The sequence below is a fragment of the Aneurinibacillus sp. Ricciae_BoGa-3 genome (genome assembly GCF_028421645.1).
Taxonomy (GTDB): domain Bacteria; phylum Bacillota; class Bacilli; order Aneurinibacillales; family Aneurinibacillaceae; genus Aneurinibacillus_B.
In genome coordinates this window covers 1,872,834-1,890,768 of the sequence record NZ_CP116887.1, presented here as the reverse complement: position 1 = coordinate 1,890,768, position 17,935 = coordinate 1,872,834, and the positions used below count along the sequence as shown (strand labels likewise).

The 17,935-nt window shown below is 47.2% G+C and carries 18 protein-coding genes; 1 reads left to right on the top strand and 17 read right to left on the bottom strand.

Features of this window, described 5'->3' with window-relative positions:
* Positions 1-61: 61 nt before the first annotated feature.
* From PP175_RS09735 to PP175_RS09700, 8 genes are all read right to left on the bottom strand, one after another.
* Positions 62-529: a hypothetical protein gene (locus PP175_RS09735; RefSeq protein WP_272442553.1), complete on the bottom strand. Its 468-nt coding sequence runs from the start codon at positions 527-529 to the stop codon at positions 62-64.
* A gap of 28 nt (positions 530-557) precedes the next feature.
* Positions 558-3,224, bottom strand: a complete 2,667-nt coding sequence (gene mutS, locus PP175_RS09730) for a DNA mismatch repair protein MutS (RefSeq protein WP_272442552.1) — start codon at positions 3,222-3,224, stop codon at positions 558-560.
* Entirely contained in the window at positions 3,217-4,695 is a 1,479-nt protein-coding gene (locus PP175_RS09725; RefSeq protein WP_272442551.1) for a putative amidoligase domain-containing protein, read from the bottom strand. Before PP175_RS09725 ends, mutS begins: the two co-directional genes overlap by 8 nt.
* A 64-nt stretch (positions 4,696-4,759) precedes the next feature.
* Positions 4,760-5,317 (bottom strand): outer spore coat protein CotE, encoded by a 558-nt coding sequence (cotE, locus tag PP175_RS09720; protein ID WP_272442550.1) that lies wholly within the window; start codon positions 5,315-5,317, stop codon positions 4,760-4,762.
* 231 nt (positions 5,318-5,548) lie between these two features.
* Positions 5,549-5,980 carry a YlbF/YmcA family competence regulator gene (locus PP175_RS09715; protein WP_272442549.1) on the bottom strand — a complete coding sequence of 144 codons (432 nt, stop codon included), beginning with the start codon at positions 5,978-5,980 and terminating at the stop codon, positions 5,549-5,551.
* A gap of 7 nt (positions 5,981-5,987) precedes the next feature.
* Entirely contained in the window at positions 5,988-7,490 is a 1,503-nt protein-coding gene (gene miaB / locus PP175_RS09710; RefSeq protein WP_272442548.1) for a tRNA (N6-isopentenyl adenosine(37)-C2)-methylthiotransferase MiaB, read from the bottom strand.
* 135 nt (positions 7,491-7,625) lie between these two features.
* Positions 7,626-8,081: a chemotaxis protein CheX gene (locus tag PP175_RS09705; protein WP_272442547.1), complete on the bottom strand. Its 456-nt coding sequence runs from the start codon at positions 8,079-8,081 to the stop codon at positions 7,626-7,628.
* A 30-nt stretch (positions 8,082-8,111) separates the two neighbouring features.
* The gene (locus tag PP175_RS09700) at positions 8,112-8,474 is read right to left on the bottom strand and encodes a response regulator (RefSeq protein ID WP_272442546.1); all 363 of its coding nucleotides are present in this window, start codon (positions 8,472-8,474) and stop codon (positions 8,112-8,114) included.
* Between the two features lie 269 nt (positions 8,475-8,743).
* Here PP175_RS09700 and PP175_RS09695 point away from each other — a divergent pair, with 269 nt between their 5' ends.
* Positions 8,744-8,950 (top strand): hypothetical protein, encoded by a 207-nt coding sequence (locus tag PP175_RS09695; protein WP_272442545.1) that lies wholly within the window; start codon positions 8,744-8,746, stop codon positions 8,948-8,950.
* Between the two features lie 86 nt (positions 8,951-9,036).
* Here PP175_RS09695 and PP175_RS09690 read toward each other — a convergent pair whose 3' ends face one another.
* The 9 genes from PP175_RS09690 to PP175_RS09650 all read right to left on the bottom strand — a co-directional run bounded on the left by PP175_RS09690 (position 9,037) and on the right by PP175_RS09650 (position 17,890).
* Positions 9,037-9,777 carry an MBL fold metallo-hydrolase gene (locus tag PP175_RS09690; RefSeq protein ID WP_272442544.1) on the bottom strand — a complete coding sequence of 247 codons (741 nt, stop codon included), beginning with the start codon at positions 9,775-9,777 and terminating at the stop codon, positions 9,037-9,039.
* A 116-nt stretch (positions 9,778-9,893) separates the two neighbouring features.
* Positions 9,894-10,760, bottom strand: coding sequence for a 2-oxoacid:ferredoxin oxidoreductase subunit beta (locus PP175_RS09685; RefSeq protein WP_272442543.1), 867 nt, complete (start codon positions 10,758-10,760; stop codon positions 9,894-9,896).
* A gap of 1 nt (position 10,761) precedes the next feature.
* Positions 10,762-12,501: a 2-oxoacid:acceptor oxidoreductase subunit alpha gene (locus tag PP175_RS09680; RefSeq protein ID WP_272442542.1), complete on the bottom strand. Its 1,740-nt coding sequence runs from the start codon at positions 12,499-12,501 to the stop codon at positions 10,762-10,764.
* A gap of 609 nt (positions 12,502-13,110) precedes the next feature.
* Positions 13,111-13,371 carry a stage V sporulation protein S gene (locus tag PP175_RS09675; protein ID WP_027417884.1) on the bottom strand — a complete coding sequence of 87 codons (261 nt, stop codon included), beginning with the start codon at positions 13,369-13,371 and terminating at the stop codon, positions 13,111-13,113.
* A gap of 160 nt (positions 13,372-13,531) precedes the next feature.
* Entirely contained in the window at positions 13,532-14,329 is a 798-nt protein-coding gene (locus tag PP175_RS09670; RefSeq protein WP_272442541.1) for a TIGR00282 family metallophosphoesterase, read from the bottom strand.
* Between the two features lie 86 nt (positions 14,330-14,415).
* On the bottom strand, positions 14,416-15,957 hold the full coding sequence (rny, locus tag PP175_RS09665) for a ribonuclease Y (protein ID WP_272442540.1): 1,542 nt from the start codon (positions 15,955-15,957) through the stop codon (positions 14,416-14,418).
* Positions 15,958-16,174: 217 nt separating this feature from the next.
* Positions 16,175-16,870, bottom strand: a complete 696-nt coding sequence (locus PP175_RS09660) for a RecX family transcriptional regulator (protein ID WP_272442539.1) — start codon at positions 16,868-16,870, stop codon at positions 16,175-16,177.
* A 396-nt stretch (positions 16,871-17,266) separates the two neighbouring features.
* Positions 17,267-17,503, bottom strand: a complete 237-nt coding sequence (locus tag PP175_RS09655; protein ID WP_272443232.1) for a group II intron maturase-specific domain-containing protein — start codon at positions 17,501-17,503, stop codon at positions 17,267-17,269.
* 30 nt (positions 17,504-17,533) lie between these two features.
* Positions 17,534-17,890, bottom strand: coding sequence for a reverse transcriptase family protein (locus PP175_RS09650; RefSeq protein WP_272442538.1), 357 nt, complete (start codon positions 17,888-17,890; stop codon positions 17,534-17,536).
* Positions 17,891-17,935 lie beyond the last annotated feature (45 nt).

Sequence of the window (17,935 nt, the reverse complement as noted above, 5' to 3'; positions counted from 1 at the left end):
GTTGTCCAATTTTCGCGCTTTTTGACCAAGACAAGAACGGCAATTAAACTAAGCTAGAAGGCTACGCGACCCAGTATTCATTCGCAAACCTGACCATGTAGAACAAATAAAGCAGGATGCTAAAGATAAAATAAGAGGTCTCCAGGTATCGCATTTTGAGTAAGTACGCCATACAAATGAATCCAGGAAATAGCACGATCACATAGCGTGGCATGCTCATTAATACCCCGCCGCTAATGGAACTCATCGGAATTAGAAGCCCAAAAAACATATACAGCCAATGCTCAAATTCCAATTTCATAAGAGACCACTTATAGTCATGGAAAACGATATTTATTACTTGGCCCGCGTAGCGTGTTAAGTATGGGTATAGCGGGAAAAAGGCGGCACTTTTGTCTTTCGGGTAACCATGGATGGCAATGTTCAAATACCAGTCTGAATTCCATCTGGCAAACCCCTGTATAAGCTTCCGTAATTTACTCACCGGTGACCACGCATGATGCAGCGCGGGAAAGTAAGTTATGCTCATTCCCACAGCTGCAAGGGCAAGAAAGGGTCTACTTCGCTAACTGTTTTTTTAATTCAAAAACGAAATTAATGGCATCCAGTGGCGTCATGGCCATTAAATCCGCATCCTTTAATTTCTTTACTATTTGGCTCTCCACACTGCTTTGTCCGTTCCGTTCATTACTATAGGCTGGCTCTGTTGTGCTAGCCGGCTCCTCTATTGTACCGAATAAATCCAGCTGTTGGGGCTCACTTTGAAATGCCGCGGTTTCGTTTGCCGCCAGGCGATGCGCTCCCCCCTCGGAGCTTCCGACAAATTCTTCAAGCAGATGATTGGCCCGCTGAATTACACGGTCAGGGATACCGGCTATTTGTGCGCAGTATATGCCGTAACTCTTATCCGCCGGACCCGCAATAAGCTTTCGCAAAAACACTACACTATCTCCTGATTCTTCAACAGCCATGTGGTAGTTCTTCAAATTGTCCAGGGTGTCCTCCAGATGCGACAGCTCATGGTAGTGGGTGGATACCAGCGTTTTGCACCCGACATCATCGTGTAAATATTCAATCACAGCCTGGGCGATAGACATGCCTTCGGATGTGGAAGTGCCGCGTCCTAGCTCGTCAATAATGACAAGGCTCCGTGCATTTGCATTCCTTAATGTAACCTCGATCTCCTTCATCTCCACCATGAATGTACTCTGCCCGCCTACCAGGTCATCCGCTGCTCCGATGCGGGTGAAAATGCGGTCCACCGGCGTGATTACAGCCTTCTGTGCCGGGACAAAACTGCCCAGCTGCGCCATGATCATAATGAGTGCCACCTGTCTCATGTACGTGCTTTTGCCTGCCATGTTTGGCCCGGTTATGAGCATCATCTGCTGTCCGTCGGCGAGTAGGTGCGTGTCGTTTGGCACAAAAGATTGCTCAGCTACAACCGTTTCAACAACCGGATGCCGTCCATCTGCGATTTCCACGCGGCCGTCTTCAACGATGGCTGGTTTTGTATAGCTTCTTTCCTGCGCCAATGCCGCCAATGATTGGATAACGTCAACGGCCGCAACCTGCAGAGCTAAATCCTGAAGGCGTTTAACCTGCCCCGCTATTTTGTCGCGTATTTCGACAAACAGCTGGTATTCTAATTCCGTACGCTTCTCATCCGCTTCCAGTATAAGAGCTTCCTTTTCTTTTAATTCAGGCGTAATAAAGCGCTCCGCATTGGCCAGCGTTTGCTTTCTCTCATAGCGACCTTCAGGGAGTGCAGCCAGGTTTGCCCGGGTCACTTCGATATAGTAGCCAAACACTTTGTTATAGCCGACTTTAAGCGATCGGATTCCAGTTGCCTCCCGCTCCTGTTTTTCAAGACTGGCAATCCACTGCTTGCCATCACGGCTTGCTGTGCGGAGTCTATCCAGATATTCGTCATAACCATCTTTGATTAGGCCGCCCTCTTTTAAAGCAAGGGGCGGATCGTCCGTTATCCCCTGGTCAATGATCTCCACAATATCCGGGCACGCATCAAGCTGTGCGGTGATTTCCTGCAGAGAGTTGGACGTTGTGGCGATATCTTCCAGCTGCTGTTTGAGTGCAGGTATGGCCAACAGGGAGGATTTAAGCTGGATCAAATCACGCGCGCTTGCGGAACCGTATGCTATGCGCCCGGCCAGCCGCTCCAAGTCATATACTTCCTTTAGAGCTCGGCGTATCTCTTCCCGCGCCAGCCACTCATGGTAGAGAACTTCAACCGCCTGCTGACGCTTCTCAATGGCTGCCTTTGAAAGCAGCGGTCTGTCTACCCAGCGGCGCAAAAGCCGCCCTCCCATGGCTGTAGACGTCTGATCCAGCATCCAAAGCAGCGAGCCTTTCCTGGACATATCGCGGATCGTTTCAACAAGCTCTAAGTTACGGCGGGTGAACTGATCAAGCACCATATACGCAGCTGGCTCGTACAGCTCAATCCGGTGAAGGTGATCCATGGTACGCTTCTGGGTCTCTTTTAGATAAGCCAAAAGCCCAAGCGTTGCCCGCAGCATGTTGCCAGAGCAATGCCCCGCTCCTGCCACTTCATTGAAATGCCTGGCCAGTTGTTCATCATAATCGACTCCCCCATCTGCTTCGGGAGCCGACACAAACGTTAAAACAATAGGGTGGGGTGCAAGCATGTCCTTCAATGAAAATCGATTGATTTGTGAACAATCGATGACTTCAGAAGGATTATACCGCAGAATTTCATCGAGAAGCGCCGTCTCGCTATCCACTTCTGTCAGATAAAATTCCCCGGTTGAAATATCACAGGCAGCAAGCGCAGCCGCCCCATCCACAGCATAAACCGCCACAAGATAATTGTTCTCTTTATCCGTGAGAAAATTCCCTTCCATTACCGTTCCCGGGGTAATCAGGCGTGTGACTTCACGCTTCACGACACCTTTGGCCTGCTTAGGGTCTTCCATCTGTTCGCATATCGCTACTTTATAGCCTTTGTCAATCAACTGCGCAATATATGTATCGACCGAGTGGTAGGGGACACCGCACATCGGTATGCGCTCTTCCGCTCCCCCGCCGCGTCCGGTCAGTGTAATTTCAAGTTCCTGGGCAGCCTTCACCGCATCCTCAAAAAACAGTTCATAAAAGTCGCCGAGCCTAAAAAATAAGAAGGCGTCTTGATACTGTTCTTTAATGCTTAAATACTGCTCCATCATCGGTGTATGTTTAGCCATATACTTCTCTCTCCTGTTCGGGCATGTTTCCTTCCGTATTATAACACAGTCCGGTGGGAGTGTTTGGGATGTACCAATTGTTATAAGGTGGAAGCTTCCAGGCAAGGCGGATGTCTTCTCCCTCCTCCCAGGCGTCTGCCCCCCATATCTGATGCTTAAACGGGGAGAGATAATCCATATAATCTCCATAAAGAGGGAGCGCTTCTATCTCCTCCCATATATCCGGTATATACCTGGCGATCTCTATTTTGCTTCCAGTAAAAAAGGCACGTTGCACCGAAGGGTAGATAAAAAGATTTTTTTTAAGCGACCTGTAGGACGCTGCAATCAACACGGACAGCGCAAATATGCCGCGGGTAGCTTTCGGCGAGCAAAGCCAGCTGGGCAGGGAACGATATTCGAAGCCCCCATGTTCAGCTTTTCTAAAGTCACCGGGAAATCCATAGCGGGGCCTTCTACTCATAGATCCTTCCCCCTCAAGCATAAAGACCGGCAGAGCCAGGTACGTATCTAAGGCACGGAGCAGCTGTGAATTAGGGGCAATTCCGCTAAAATGAATGTGCCCGCCCAGCGGATAACCAGCAAACGGCATCCCCCCTGCCAACCACACGGCATCGGACGGAGCTGTCTTTTTAATGCCTAACAGCATCGCTCGGTACAAATTGCGAAATAAATCCTTAGGTGTAGCGGCAGGCTCCGGCCTCAATTCGGCGACTGGCAGGGAGTTTGGCGAATTCTGATCTCGCTGTACAACCCGGTCGCAGCCTACCCTACCGAAGCGCGGGAAAAATTCGGAGGCGGACAGCATGCGGCCACTCGAATCCGCAAGCATAAACTCCGGGTCGGCTCCAAATATAATTGTCGTTGACTGATCCTCTGTGTAGCGATTGGCAAAAGCCGCAATGAGCTCTGCCATTCGGACAGCCAAATCATCGTGCATGGAAAAAGCGGGCATCACATCAAGCACACGAATGCCGCCGTCACTGCGCACACCAAACTGTACACACGCGAAATCCAGGCCAAGGCAGTATACACTTCGCACAGCAAATTGCATAATATAGCGTAACTCACGGCTGGATACATTCAGATCGATCTCTTTATATAGTTCGTCCTGCGGAGCCGGCCTGGCATATTCGCGCAGCGATATGCCAGAAGCCTTATAGAGGGCAACAACCTCCTGCTGAAATACAATGGCATGATACCGACGGATCGTGTGTGCCTTCTCCTGCATTCCAAGAACCGGGATTGCATTTAAGGAAAGGAGGCGTTCCCGCAACCTGCAATTCATTGCCAGCCGAATCGCTAAACTTCCATTTAGTATACAGCCAAAAGAACGTGATAAGCCTGCATTGCCCCACTGAACGATAACAGGCGGTGCCTGTTCAGGCAGTTCTGTACCTGACGCGCATCCCAGATGATGGGCCAGCCGCCTGGCTGATGGCTGGCCGCTGTGCAGTACGTAAATCTTCATAATATCCGCACCCTTTCTATGTAGAAGCAAAGAAAGAAAAAGGGAGGGGACTGCCTCCCTTTTATTAGTCAATAAATGCGTCCGGGTCAAACTCGTCAAATTCATCCGGGTCAGCGAACGATTCTACATAGAACTCTTCTTTATAGTCATCGTTGCATTTATCGCAGACAACTACGCAAAGTTTTGTTTCCCCGACTACCTCTACGCTGTACTCCCGCTCCACGATAATGATAATTTTTCCCCCGGCCAGTTTAGCTTCTACGGCGTGAGGTTCCTGCGATACGCGGGCTGTTACCTCCACATCACCGCGGCAGTTGCTGTCATAATAAGACAGCGGAACGGAATCGTTAAATTTCACGGTTTCTTTCTGGACTGTTGTTTCTGTATTGTTGTTGTAGCTGTACCAGATATTGACCTCATACGACCCGTTAACTTCTACCGTTTCCCCGACTTTCACGGCTTTGTAGACATGATTCATGACCCAGCAGCCTAGAATTGTCAGTGAATGATGGGATGGGGTAACGGAGTGCGTGCCAGTAGAGTACTTTCGACCTTTGCCGCAGACAGCTTTGGTGAGAATCTCCCGGCATTGCCTTTGTTTCTCTGTGCTTGAACTCGACATTTTGTTACCTCCTCCATGCTGCATTACACAGTACATTTGTATGCAGGGCACCTGTCACGGGTGCTACTCGTTTATATGATCCCTGCAGCCCATCTATGGGCAAATGCTGATAATTATTCGTATGCAATGCGCATGTAATGGGTGAAAAAAAGCCCGGAAACCTGAGAGGTTCCGGGCTTTCTACCGTTCATGCCGGTTATGCCGTTTTGCTGCTGCTTTTGGTTTTTGCTATCAGTCCCGCTTTGCCCGTGGGGAGTCCGTTTCATTATAAAGGGGGTCTCCACCGGTAGAGACGATGATTTTGTCCGACACGGTGTTTGCGATAACCCTCGTTACCAGCTGGAGAAGTTCATTAATATCTTCCTGCGTCTGCTGAAATTCCTGGACAATCGGAATGGCGTCCAGCTCATCTTGCAGTTTCTGCAGTTCTTTCTCTACCTGAGGAATCAAGTCATAACTGCGCCGATGCTCCAGTGCAACCAGTTGTTTCTGCTTCTGTTTAATCGATTCAATAAGCCCTTGCACTTTTGCATTGCCGTTGACCTTCTGTTCCGCCTGCTTAAAGCGGGCAACTTCTTCAGAATTGGCAATGATGTCGGCGAGCTCACGCGCCTGGTTGAGGACGTTGGCATAATCCGGCGCACTGTCTTTCTTCTCCTCCATAGGATGACTACACCTCCACTGTTGCAAGCAGTTCGCCCTTCAAAGTCCAAGTCTGAGGCTCGGTAATTTTTACGTGGGTAAACTGGCCAATTAATTCCTTCGAGCCTGTAAAGTGTATAAGTTTGTTTGTTCTCGTTCTGCCGGCGAGGACGTCGGGATTATTTTTGCTTTCGCCTTCAACCAACACTTCAACGACCTGCCCGCGCAGCGCTTCATTCTTCTCTCTGCCCAGTCTGTTGACCACGTCCATGAGTCGATACAGGCGATCCTTTTTCTCAGCGATTGGCACATTATCCTCCATGACCGCAGCCGGGGTACCTTCGCGTGGCGAATAAATAAAGGTGTAGGCGGAATCAAAACCAACTTCTTCCACAAGAGACAGCGTCTCCTGGAATTGCTCTTCCGTTTCGCCAGGAAAACCTACAATAATATCTGTGGAAAGCACTACATCCGGGATCGCTGTTTTAATTCGGCTAACCAGATCCAGGTATTGTTCCCGCGTGTATTTACGCGCCATGATTTTCAACACTTCGGAGCTGCCTGATTGCACAGGAAGATGAATATGTTCGACCATGTTACCCTTCTTCGCAAGCACTTCGATCAGGCGATCGTCAAAATCACGGGGATGGCTCGTCGTGAAGCGGACCCGCGGAATATCAATTTTATGGATCTCATCCATTAGATCGCCAAAACCGTATTCGATGTCTTCGAAGTCTTTGCCATACGCATTAACATTCTGACCAAGGAGCGTTATTTCTTTATAACCCTGGCGCGCTAAATCCCGCACCTCTGCAATAACATCCTCCGGCCGGCGGCTTCGTTCTTTTCCGCGCGTGTAAGGGACGATACAGTACGTGCAGAACTTATCACAGCCGTACATAATATTTACCCACGCTTTTAGCCCGTTTTCGCGAACCTTTGGCATGTTTTCTACAACATCGCCCTCTTTGGACCAAACTTCAACGACCATCTCTTTACTATACAGTGCGTCCTTTAAAAGAACAGGCAGTCTGTGGATATTGTGCGTACCAAAAATCAAGTCCACATGGGGATAGCTTTTTAGGATGCGGTTCACTACCGCTTCTTCTTGTGACATACAGCCGCATACGCCAAGAACTAGGTCAGGTTTTTCTCGCTTCAGGTGTTTGAGCCGACCGATCTCCCCAAACACTTTATCTTCCGCATTTTCACGTATCGCACACGTGTTGAAGAGAATAATATCTGCCTGCGCTTCCTCTTCCGTTGGGGTATAGCCCATCTGGCCAAGCAGCCCGGCAATCGTTTCACTGTCATGCTCGTTCGCCTGGCAGCCGTATGTGCGCATGAGGAATTTCTTTCCCCGTCCAATTTTTCTCAATTCATCATCGATTCCGTTAAATTGCACAACTTGAATATCCTGCTTGCCACGTTTTTTGGCCTCTTTTAAGTCAGGCGCAATAAAATAACGTGAATAATCCTTTTCTCTGGCGGATTTAGTGTCCGAAGAGTTCATGGTTGGCTCCTTTTTCATTCTGCAATTTCCTTTCTATTTATCCACACAGGTTATATTAGTTTTTAACTCATTTATTATAGCAGAAGGCACACTAAGAATAAAGAAAACTCCCGCTAGCTTAACGGGAGTTTCCATTGTTTCGGGGTTGTAGTTTTAATCCTGAGTGCTTATGTGAATCATGATTTCATGACTATCGAGTTGAAATGGAATACTGATGAATTGATTTGCCGAGCGAAAACGTGATTGGCCTTCATTTATAATAGGTGGTGTGATATTCACATCGAATCCAAGATTGGATAATTCCGTACAGCAGCCAGCGCCGACCCAGTTTCCAAACTCGGAAAAAGCGCTCCAGCCCATGTCGTCAATTTCACTTATTTCCATCCCGCCAAACATGCGGCCTATAATCATCTTCGTCGTTTCCTGCGACATGCCCAGGATTAAATCGACCTTTATTTTTCCCGTCATCCCAACAATAACCGAAACCTGGCCCGAGAGGACCGGATTTACCTCAAGAGTTGGGTTGCCTGGTTCTACATTCAAGCTTAGATGGCCTTCAAGTACATTCCGGGTGCCATTTAAAATACCATTAATTTGCTTAGCCTGCATACCTTCCCCTCCTTATGTCCTGTTAACTTATCAATCGATAACCTTTTTAATGGCTTCAATAACCCGCTCCTCTTGAAAAGGTTTCACCACAAAATCCCTAGCTCCAGCCTGAATGGCCTGCACGACCATGTCCTGCTGGCCCATCGCAGAACACATGATAATCTTTGCATTGCTGTCGATCTTGCGTATTTCTTTAACCGCTTGAATGCCATCCATCTCCGGCATCGTAATATCCATTGTCACAAGATCCGGGTTTACAGCTTTATATTTGGCAACCGCCTCTTCGCCATTGGCTGCCTCATCTGCCACTTCATAACCATTTTTTGTTAAAAATCCTTTAATCACCATCCGCATAAAGGACGCATCATCCACAATTAAAATTCTTTTTCCCATTTCACAACCTCCTGTTTATGTCAACGGTTTCCTAATCTGTAAATTAAGTATGTATAGCTAAAAAAAACTAATTAACACAGGTGATTATACCTATTAAAGGTAAAGGTTTCAAGTATAAAATCCCTAACGATGCAATCGTTGCACAATCGCCATGCGTATCTTTGGAACCTGAACCGCCTGCAGCAGCGTATGTAAATATTAACACCTGTAGCTCTTGACCTGAAGGATATACTATACCTACGCCCCGAACAACCCTGGAGGTGAATCCCTTGGCCAATCTGCATTTTAGGAACAGAAAGGAACATGACCGGGCTGAGTTTGCATTGGATAATCTCTATAAACTACCCGGTCATCCAAGCCCCCGAGAGGCGCATTTACAGGAAAATCAGCCGACTGGACGCCATAATGCCGGTGTGAAGACAAGTAAAGTTCCATTTCAGCGTAAGATTGGAAAAGCAGGCGGAGGACGGGCATAAAATAAAGGGAGGGATCCGATGGATCCCTCCTTGACTTACAGTTTTATATGCCATTGACCTGTACATATTGATAAACCCAGCATGTTCTATTCAATGGTAATCACCTGTCCGATATCTGCAAGGCTGAGTTCTCCCCTAAATCCCCCTCTCGCATCCTCCAGATAAGCCGAACGCGCAATATCGGGAGATAGATGGGTAATAAGCAGGCGCTTTGCCTTTACGCGCTCAGATAACTCGGTGGCTTCCTTCGCCGTTAAATGCCCCCGCTTTCCGCCAGGAACAATATCGGTGGTAAAAGTGCCTTCACAGATAAGCAGGTCACACTCATCCGCAAAATCTTTCCACTCCGTGTCGGGCCCTGTATCCGCGGTATAAACAATCGTATGCACCCCGTCATTGATTTTCATGGCATAGCATTCCACCGCGTGCTGGGTACGATGAAAAGAAATAGAAACGCCCCCGATCGCAAGCGTGGTCTGTTCATCAATGGGAAGGAATTTGGTATGGGTTTCATACGCCATTCTGTCCGCCCATGCCTGCGGGCTTTGGGGGCCATATACGGGAATGGGTTTTGTAAGCTTTTGCTGGACGGAGGCCATCAGCGCACCGTACTGGAGAATCGGAATGTCACAAACGTGATCATGGTGGTAGTGTGAAACAAGCACCGCATCAATTTTGTGAACCGGGAAGTACTGCATGAGGCGGGCGTAAACCGCACTGCCACAGTCAAGCAAAAGGACGCCACTGCTTGTTTCCAGCAAATACCCGGGTCCGGCGCCACCTGGACCCGGCGCAGGTGTTTGATAGCCCAGAACAGTAATTTTCACAATTATCAACCCCTTGTTTAGCAAACAATATCTGTATTCCATTCTTCCCTTTTTATTTTTCCTTTAAATAAGAAAACACCTGTACCACATAGGCACCAGGTGTTTTGGAAAAACTATTACATAAACTCACTTACTAAATCAGCGAAACGATCTGAATTGAATGAAAGATCCTGCTTAGCCAGGCCTTCTTCACGGAAACCTTTTACAAGTGTTTCATAAGGCTGCTTTTGATTGTTTTGATAGATAAGGCCAGCGACCATACCCTCGTTTTCCATTAAAACGCGCATAGCATTTACGCGGTTAGATGGATCATAGCCTTCGATTTCGCCCAGGTTTTTCACATGTTCTTTGTACCAGTCATAGGTGTTTACTTTGTTGAATGTCACGCACGGACTGAATACGTTGATGAAGGAGAAACCTTTATGTTGAAGGCCTTTTTCAATCAAATCTACCATGCCTTTAATATCGCTTGACAGCGTTTGGGCCACGAAAGATGCGCCTGCGGCCATAGCTACTTCAAGCGGTGAAAGCGGTGCTTCAATCGAGCCTTTCGGTGTTGATTTTGTTACAAAACCAAGCTCAGATACCGGAGAAGTCTGGCCTTTGGTGAGGCCATAAATCTGGTTATCCATGACAATATATGTCATATCGATGTTGCGGCGCATGGCATGAATGGTGTGACTTGTCCCGATTGCAAAGCCGTCTCCGTCGCCGCCGGAAGCGATTACGGTTAACTCGCGATTCGCCATTTTAAGGCCTTGTGCGATTGGAAGAGCGCGGCCATGTACACCGTGCAGGCCGTAAGCGTTGATGTAACCGGAAATGCGGCCGGAACATCCAATTCCGGAAACAACAGCTAATTGTTCAGGTTCGAGTCCAACATTAGCTGCAGCGCGCTGGATAGCTGCCTGTACAGAGAAGTCTCCGCATCCTGGGCACCAGTTTGGTTTTACACTATTACGGAAGTCTTTAAAAGTTGCCATTTTACAACAGCTCCTTGATTTTGTTATAAATTTCGGCAGGCAGGAACGGGTTTCCATCATATTTAAGCATACTGTTGATTTTTTCAGCTGCTCCCACATGCAGTTTAATTTGATCCGTTAATTGGCCTGTAGCATTGTGTTCGATAACGATAACTTTCTTGGCGCTGTCTACAAGCGGTTTCAGATCAGCTGCAGGGAATGGATGAATTAAGCGTACATGAGCCTGGTTGATTTTGACACCTTCAGCTGCAAGGCGCTCTTTTGCTTCCGTAATGGCTCCGCGGATTCCGCCCATGCTAACAAGCAGCACATCAGCCTCAGGAAGAACTTCCCCTACTTTCAGAACGGCGTCTTTTACTTTCAGGTTATCAAGTTTGCGCATGCGTTTATCCATTTGCTTAACGCGGATTACCGGATCTTCTGTAGGGCGTCCTGTCTCGCTGTGCTCAACGCCTGTAACGTGGTGAATACCATTCTTCTGGCCAGGAACCACGCGAGGCGAGATGCCGTCTTCTGTTACTTCATAGCGTTTAAACATTTCGCCTTCTAGTTCAGGCAGTTCTTGTGTGCCAAGATATTTACCGCGGCGAATTTGTACTTTGGTGATATCTAGAGGTTCAACCGTTTGTTTACCAAGAGATAATTGGAGGTCGGAAAGAAGGATAACCGGTACCTGGTATTCTTCAGCAATGTTGAACGCTTCCACAGTATCGTAGAACGCTTCTTCTGCTGTACTAGGCGCCAGAACTACTTTCGGGATTTCACCGTGGGTAGAATAGATCATCGCATTTACGTCAGATTGCTCTTGCTTGGTCGGCATCCCTGTTGAAGGGCCCCCGCGCTGAGTATTTACAATAACGAGCGGAGTTTCTGTAATACCGGCAAGGCCAATCGCTTCAGTCATAAGAGAAAGTCCGGGACCAGCGGAAGCTGTCATGGTCCGAACACCGCCGTAAGCGCCACCAATTGCCATAGTAACAGCCGCGATTTCGTCTTCTGTCTGGATAACGGTACCGCCATACTCAGGAAGTTTTTTAACGAGGTATTCCATAATTTCTGAGGCTGGTGTGATTGGATAGGCCGGCATAAAGCGGCATCCGCCAACGAGCGCGCCCATTGCAATGGCATCGTTACCAATCATAAACATCCGCTTCTGGCCATCTGCCGGTTCAAGCTGGAATTGTTCAAGAGGACCGCCTGATTCTTTATTTACATATTCAGCACCACGGGAAATGGCTTCCATATTTTTGTCAACCACTTTTTGACCCTTTTTGCCGAATAGTTCATTTACCACTTCAATAAAAGAAGATTCTGGCAGGCCAAGCAGCGCACTGGAAGCGCCGATAGCTACCATGTTTTTCATTAGGGAAGTGCCAAGTTCTTCGGCAATTTCGGTTAAAGGTACAGAGAAAAGTCGCACATCCTGACCTTCAGGAGCCTTCGGATTAAATTTTGCATCGGCAATGATAACCCCGCCTTTGCGTAATTCCGGGCTGTTAACATCGATGGTCTCCTGGTCAAACGCCACGAGAATGTCGAGGTTATCAGAGATACCACCCAGCGGTTTTGTACTTACACGGATTTTATTGTTTGTATGACCGCCTTTAATACGGGAAGAGAAATGACGGTAGCCGTACAGATAATAACCTAACCGGTTCAACGCGATAGCGAAAATTTCACCTGTACTGTCGATCCCTTCACCCTGTTGTCCGCCAACTTTCCATGAAAGTTGATTAATCATGAACTCCACCCCTTCAAAGAGACTGCTCAATTTACCTAGTCTAGTGTATCAATTTTTAAACAGACACACTAGTAAATCCCAGCCGGTTAACCCGGCTGCCATTTGGGTCTACATATATGTATCTATTTAAAAATATGAACAAAATGTGTACTTGAAACATGTATCATTGTAGTCCTCCAGACTGTAAAATGCAAGCCTTATCGGAATTTTTATTCATGAAATTTATCGTAATGGCAGGACACTCTCAAAAAGTTCGCGCGGTTGCCCCATAACCATTTGTTTGCACTTTTTTACGTGCGAGGGCGCAGTAGATGGTTTAACTTTTGGTTGGCTTTCGATTGCGTGAAATGTGCAAGCAAGCAGTTTATTGTATCGAAATCATAGCCAGTTGATATGGTATCCTCAGTACCGAATTTTAATAACTGTTCCATATCAAAAAGCAGTTCTGTTCTAGTAGGGTTTATTTTATTCGTAACATAAAGCCGTACCAAAGGAAACGGGATTATATCTGGGCAAATTAGGCGCACACCAGGTGCAAAAAGAAACGAACAAAGCCTGTTTACTCGTATAAACGAATAAACAGGCCAACAAATTCCGTACTTATCAATTCTATCTGGGCTCTACGATGAGCTTAATGGCAGTTCGCTCCTCGCCATCGATTAAGATGTCCGTAAAGGCCGGTATGCAAATTAAATCAACACCGCTGGGTGCTACGAATCCTCGTGCAATCGCAACCGCTTTAATTGCCTGGTTAAGCGCACCTGCTCCAATGGCCTGCAGTTCTGCACCACCACGTTCCCGGAGAACTCCGGCAAGGGCACCAGCAACAGAGTTAGGATTGGACTTTGCTGAAACTTTTAATACTTCCATCAGAAGTTACCTCCTCGGATAGATTGATAATTACCACTTTAACTCTATTCGGCGTTTGCTAAAATAATTCCAAGAAGGGGAACCTTTTCTTGCCTTATGACGATAAAAAAGCCGGTTAAAGCGCTGGGCTTATCAATCCTATCGCTAGAGGATCTACCGGTTACTCCATAAATGGATGATCATCGTCAATTGTAATTCTCTTAATGGCCGTAGCCTGGCCCCTATCTTTTTCCATATCAATAATTACCCCGTTTAACTGAGGTCGAACCATGGCTACTGTGAACCGGACAGGCAATCCTGTGCGAAACTTCTTAATGACGGCTTCTCGCTCCATCCCAAGAATGCTATCGCGCGGCCCTACCATGCCCGCATCCGATAGATAAGCTGTTCCACCGGGCAGGATTCTCTCGTCTGCTGTCTGCACATGAGTATGGGTCCCCACGACTGCTGTTACTTTTCCGTCCAAAAACCACCCCAGCGCCTGCTTCTCTGAAGTAGCTTCCGCATGCATATCGACAAAAATATAAGGGGTTCTTTTTCGAACAAGCTTTACTAGCTCTTCGGCTTTCTCAAAAGGGCAATTGGAGGCAGGCATGAACGTTCTACCCTGCAGGTTAATAACCGCCAATTCGCCGCCCATGGTCCCTTTAACAAAGGTATATCCTCTGCCTGGCACGCTTTCTGGGAAGTTGGCCGGACGTATCAACCGTGGTTCGTCATCAATAAATTCAAGTACGTCTTTATTGTCAAAAGAATGGTTGCCTAACGTGATCACACCCGCTCCCAAATCGAAAAACTGCCTGGCTATTTTTTGCGTAATTCCCCGTCCGGCTGCCGCATTCTCGCCATTTACAATCGTGAAGTGCGGCTGGTATTTTTTCTTGAGGCGTGGCAGCAAATCCTGCAGCATTTCCCTGCCCGGCTCGCCTACAACATCCCCAATAAACATGATTCGCATAGATTAGCGTCCACCTTTCTGTTGTGAAACGAAACTCTTTGACGCAAAAAAGCTTCCGCGTGTATCCCCGCAGAAGCCTTTCTGTTTTACTTGGCATATTCTACTGCTCTTGTTTCCCGGATAACTGTTACTTTAATATGTCCAGGATAATCAAGCTCATTTTCAATTTTCTTGGTAATTTCCCGAGCCAGACGGTGGGACTCTAGATCATCAATCTGATCAGGTTTTACCATAATGCGAACTTCGCGTCCCGCTTGTATCGCATAAGATTTCTCCACACCTTCAAATGATTCGGAGATTTCTTCCAGCTTCTCAAGACGGCGGATGTATGTTTCAAGTGTCTCACGCCGTGCTCCAGGCCTTGCAGCAGATAATGCATCCGCTGCTGCTACCAGCATGGCAATAACTGACGTTGGTTCACAATCACCATGATGAGAGGCAATACCATTAATTACAACAGGATGTTCCTTGTATTTCTTAGCTAATTCAACCCCAATTTCCACATGGGAACCTTCCACTTCATGGTCAATCGCTTTTCCGATGTCGTGCAGAAGACCTGCGCGTTTAGCGAGCAATTGATCTTCACCAAGCTCGGCAGCCATAAGTCCGCATAAATGTGAAACTTCAATGGAGTGTTTCAGCACGTTCTGACCATAGCTTGTACGATATTTCAAGCGGCCAAGAATTTTGATAAGGTCAGGATGAAGACCGTGTATTCCGGTTTCAAAAGTAGCCTGTTCACCGTATTCCCGAATACGGTCATCGACTTCGCGTCGGGCTTTTTCAACCATCTCTTCAATTCGTGCCGGGTGAATCCGACCGTCTGCAACAAGTTTTTCCAGAGCGGTCCGTGCAATCTCACGACGGACGGGATCAAAACCGGATAGGATAACAGCTTCCGGAGTGTCATCAATGATTAAGTCAATGCCTGTTAAAGTTTCAAGCGCACGAATATTTCTGCCTTCCCGTCCAATAATACGGCCTTTCATTTCATCGTTCGGGAGAGAAACAACAGATACGGTGGTTTCCGCAACGTGATCGGCTGCACAGCGCTGAATCGCTGTGGTAATAATCTCACGTGCTTTTTTATCCGCTTCTTCCTTCGCCTGCTGCTCAATATCTTTCGCTCGCATAGCCGCCTCATGACGAACTTCTATCTCTACCTGATTCAGGATAATTTGGCGAGCTTCTTCCCTCGTCAGACTAGAAATCCGCTCCAGCTCTGTTGAATGAGCTTTGAGCAGTTCCTCCGCCTTGCTTTGCATGTCAGCAATTGTTTGTTCGCGTTTATCTAGTTCCGCTTCTTTGCGTTCATACAGCTCCACTTTCCGGTCAATTGATTCTTCTTTTTGAAGAAGACGCTTCTCAAGGCGCTGAATTTCATTGCGCCGTTCGCGTATTTCCTTCTCGGCATCCGTTCTCAGCCTGTGCACTTCATCCTTGGCTTCCAGGATCTTTTCCTTCCGAAGTGCTTCAACATCTTTGTTTGCCGTATCGAGAATTTGCTTCGCCGCTTGTTCCGCGCTTGAAATTTTGGCTTCAGCGAGCGATTTGCGAACAAAGTAACCGATTCCTACTCCGACCGCCAGAGATGCAAGTATAAGCAGAATACTAATACCTAATGTCATTCTTTCTGTCACCTCCTTGCATCTGAGGCTATGTTTTCAATTGTTTCGCTTCTTTAACATTGAATTCACAGTAAAGTATGAGACCCCAACCGATCTCGATTAAAATATACGAAACGAACGTATACACCCGATTAGTGAGAACACGATATTCTCTTAAGTTAAGTGATATACAACTTTATTTTGCCATTATGATGTAGGAATGTCAAGAATGGTGATTCTATCTTTGGCATAGTTCGCTTTTTAGGATTTCTAGCACGCGATTTATGATTTCTAATCCAAATCCTTTTCTTTGGAGAAAAGGCCCGACTTTGTTGCGCATTTCCGCATAGGTAGCAAAACGGACCTTGCTGTACTTCTTCCTTGCTGCCTCCAAACACGCTTCCAACTCGGTATCATGGGCTAAGCCCTCCACTGCGTGCTCAATCGTGTTCTCATCGATCCCCCGGTTTCTCAGTTCCTGTCGAAGCAGATGGCGTCCACGGGGCTTTAAACGCATTCTTTCCTCCACCCACTGCTCCGCATATCTTCTGTCATCCAAATATCCCTGTTTAAGGCATCTTTGCACCACTTCTTCAGCAGCTTCCTCAGGAAAACCCTTGCCCAGCAAATACACTTGCACCTCGTGCACGGTTCTTGGCCTAAATCCAATATAACGCAGCGCATAGTGTTCGGCCCGGTTTTTTTCCTCAGCTTCCAGTATTCCCTGCATCTCTTCCTTATCGATTTGGCGTCCCTTGATAAGCCTGTATTTTACCAGCACATCCTCGTGAATGGCAAACGCATAGGAGTCATCAATATACACATTGACTCTCTCCCTGTTTCTTTTTTGCCGCTCAAGCTTTGTAATCATACCAGGGGCCGGTACTTCCTGTATTTGACCCTCGGACCACTTCTCCCGTTCATCTCGCTCCATACACCGGCTCCTTCTACCATAAGAAAAATAGTGAGAAAAACCACGCTCCATTAGAAAACTAGGTTGCGGCCAAGCTATAGCGCAGGCAGCAACCTAAGTTGCACTTATGCCGAAAGGTAAAATCGAAACACCTTTCGGCCTGGGGGAAAGAAGGTGCGGACATGCGCCTCGCGATGTTTTCCTTGGGTGTTTCGGCACCTGAGGTCCCATTTAAAAATCGCTCAAGTCACTTTAATTAAAGCAAAATACGCTTCCTGTAGAGTAGAGAACTGAAATTTCATTGCGGACGAAAGTCCGCTTTTACTTTTTCCAGCTCCCCCTGCATCAAACCGGACGTGAGGTTTTCCCTCATCCGGCTTTCCGATGTTCTTCTTTCCTCCGCTTTACGGTACTTTCTCAGACCACAAGTTTCTTTAATCCAGATTTTTGAGCCATGATGCCCACCAGTCCGAATTTATGATGTTTTTTACGACGATACAGTTTCTTGTTCCAAAACAGTGTCAGTCTCTTTCGGATGTACCAGTCGATTTTATTTAGAAACTTATTGGCAAACGAGTCCAAGGCATAGTAGTTTCTCCACCCTTGTATGCGTGGATTAAGTTCTTCAACCATCTGGTTCATCGTCCAGAACAGTCGATTTCTCGGCTCTGTGACTTCATGCGATCACGTATAGTAGGAATCCCCAACACGACGTAGTTTCCCGTCGGGCTTCGGTATTTCTTTACGCCGTGCTGGCAACGGGCGATAGATGCCTCTCATGAGTTGGTCACGGATTTCTTCCACCAGTTGCTGTTCTCCATTTTCTTTTATGATAGAGTCAATGGTTATGCCATCCACTCCACCACTACCTCGATTGCCTTTTACTCGTCTCCATGCTTCCCAAAGAATATCTTCCCGGTAAATTTTATCGTATAACGCATGAAACTTGCGATGCGGATTTTCCTTGGCGGCAAGATATAACTTGTTTTGAAGTTCTTGAGCTTTTACTTTGGCGTAGTTAGCAGGATTAACTGCATTCATTGCTCTTACCTCCTCCACTTGCTTGAACAAAGTAGGGTATTGCCT

Coding starts and splice junctions, on each gene's coding strand:
- PP175_RS09715 (WP_272442549.1), bottom strand. CDS start 5,980: ATGGAGGAGAAGAAAGACAGTGCGCCGGATTATGCCAACGTCCTCAAC.
- rny (WP_272442540.1), bottom strand. CDS start 15,957: ATGACATTAGGTATTAGTATTCTGCTTATACTTGCATCTCTGGCGGTC.
- PP175_RS09700 (WP_272442546.1), bottom strand. CDS start 8,474: ATGGGAAAAAGAATTTTAATTGTGGATGATGCGTCCTTTATGCGGATG.
- PP175_RS09650 (WP_272442538.1), bottom strand. CDS start 17,890: ATGAATGCAGTTAATCCTGCTAACTACGCCAAAGTAAAAGCTCAAGAA.
- PP175_RS09735 (WP_272442553.1), bottom strand. CDS start 529: ATGAGCATAACTTACTTTCCCGCGCTGCATCATGCGTGGTCACCGGTG.
- PP175_RS09725 (WP_272442551.1), bottom strand. CDS start 4,695: ATGAAGATTTACGTACTGCACAGCGGCCAGCCATCAGCCAGGCGGCTG.
- PP175_RS09670 (WP_272442541.1), bottom strand. CDS start 14,329: ATGCGAATCATGTTTATTGGGGATGTTGTAGGCGAGCCGGGCAGGGAA.
- PP175_RS09680 (WP_272442542.1), bottom strand. CDS start 12,501: ATGATTAATCAACTTTCATGGAAAGTTGGCGGACAACAGGGTGAAGGG.
- PP175_RS09685 (WP_272442543.1), bottom strand. CDS start 10,760: ATGGCAACTTTTAAAGACTTCCGTAATAGTGTAAAACCAAACTGGTGC.
- miaB (WP_272442548.1), bottom strand. CDS start 7,490: ATGAAAAAGGAGCCAACCATGAACTCTTCGGACACTAAATCCGCCAGA.
- PP175_RS09675 (WP_027417884.1), bottom strand. CDS start 13,371: ATGGAAGTATTAAAAGTTTCAGCAAAGTCCAATCCTAACTCTGTTGCT.
- mutS (WP_272442552.1), bottom strand. CDS start 3,224: ATGGCTAAACATACACCGATGATGGAGCAGTATTTAAGCATTAAAGAA.
- PP175_RS09660 (WP_272442539.1), bottom strand. CDS start 16,870: ATGGAGCGAGATGAACGGGAGAAGTGGTCCGAGGGTCAAATACAGGAA.
- cotE (WP_272442550.1), bottom strand. CDS start 5,317: ATGTCGAGTTCAAGCACAGAGAAACAAAGGCAATGCCGGGAGATTCTC.
- PP175_RS09705 (WP_272442547.1), bottom strand. CDS start 8,081: ATGCAGGCTAAGCAAATTAATGGTATTTTAAATGGCACCCGGAATGTA.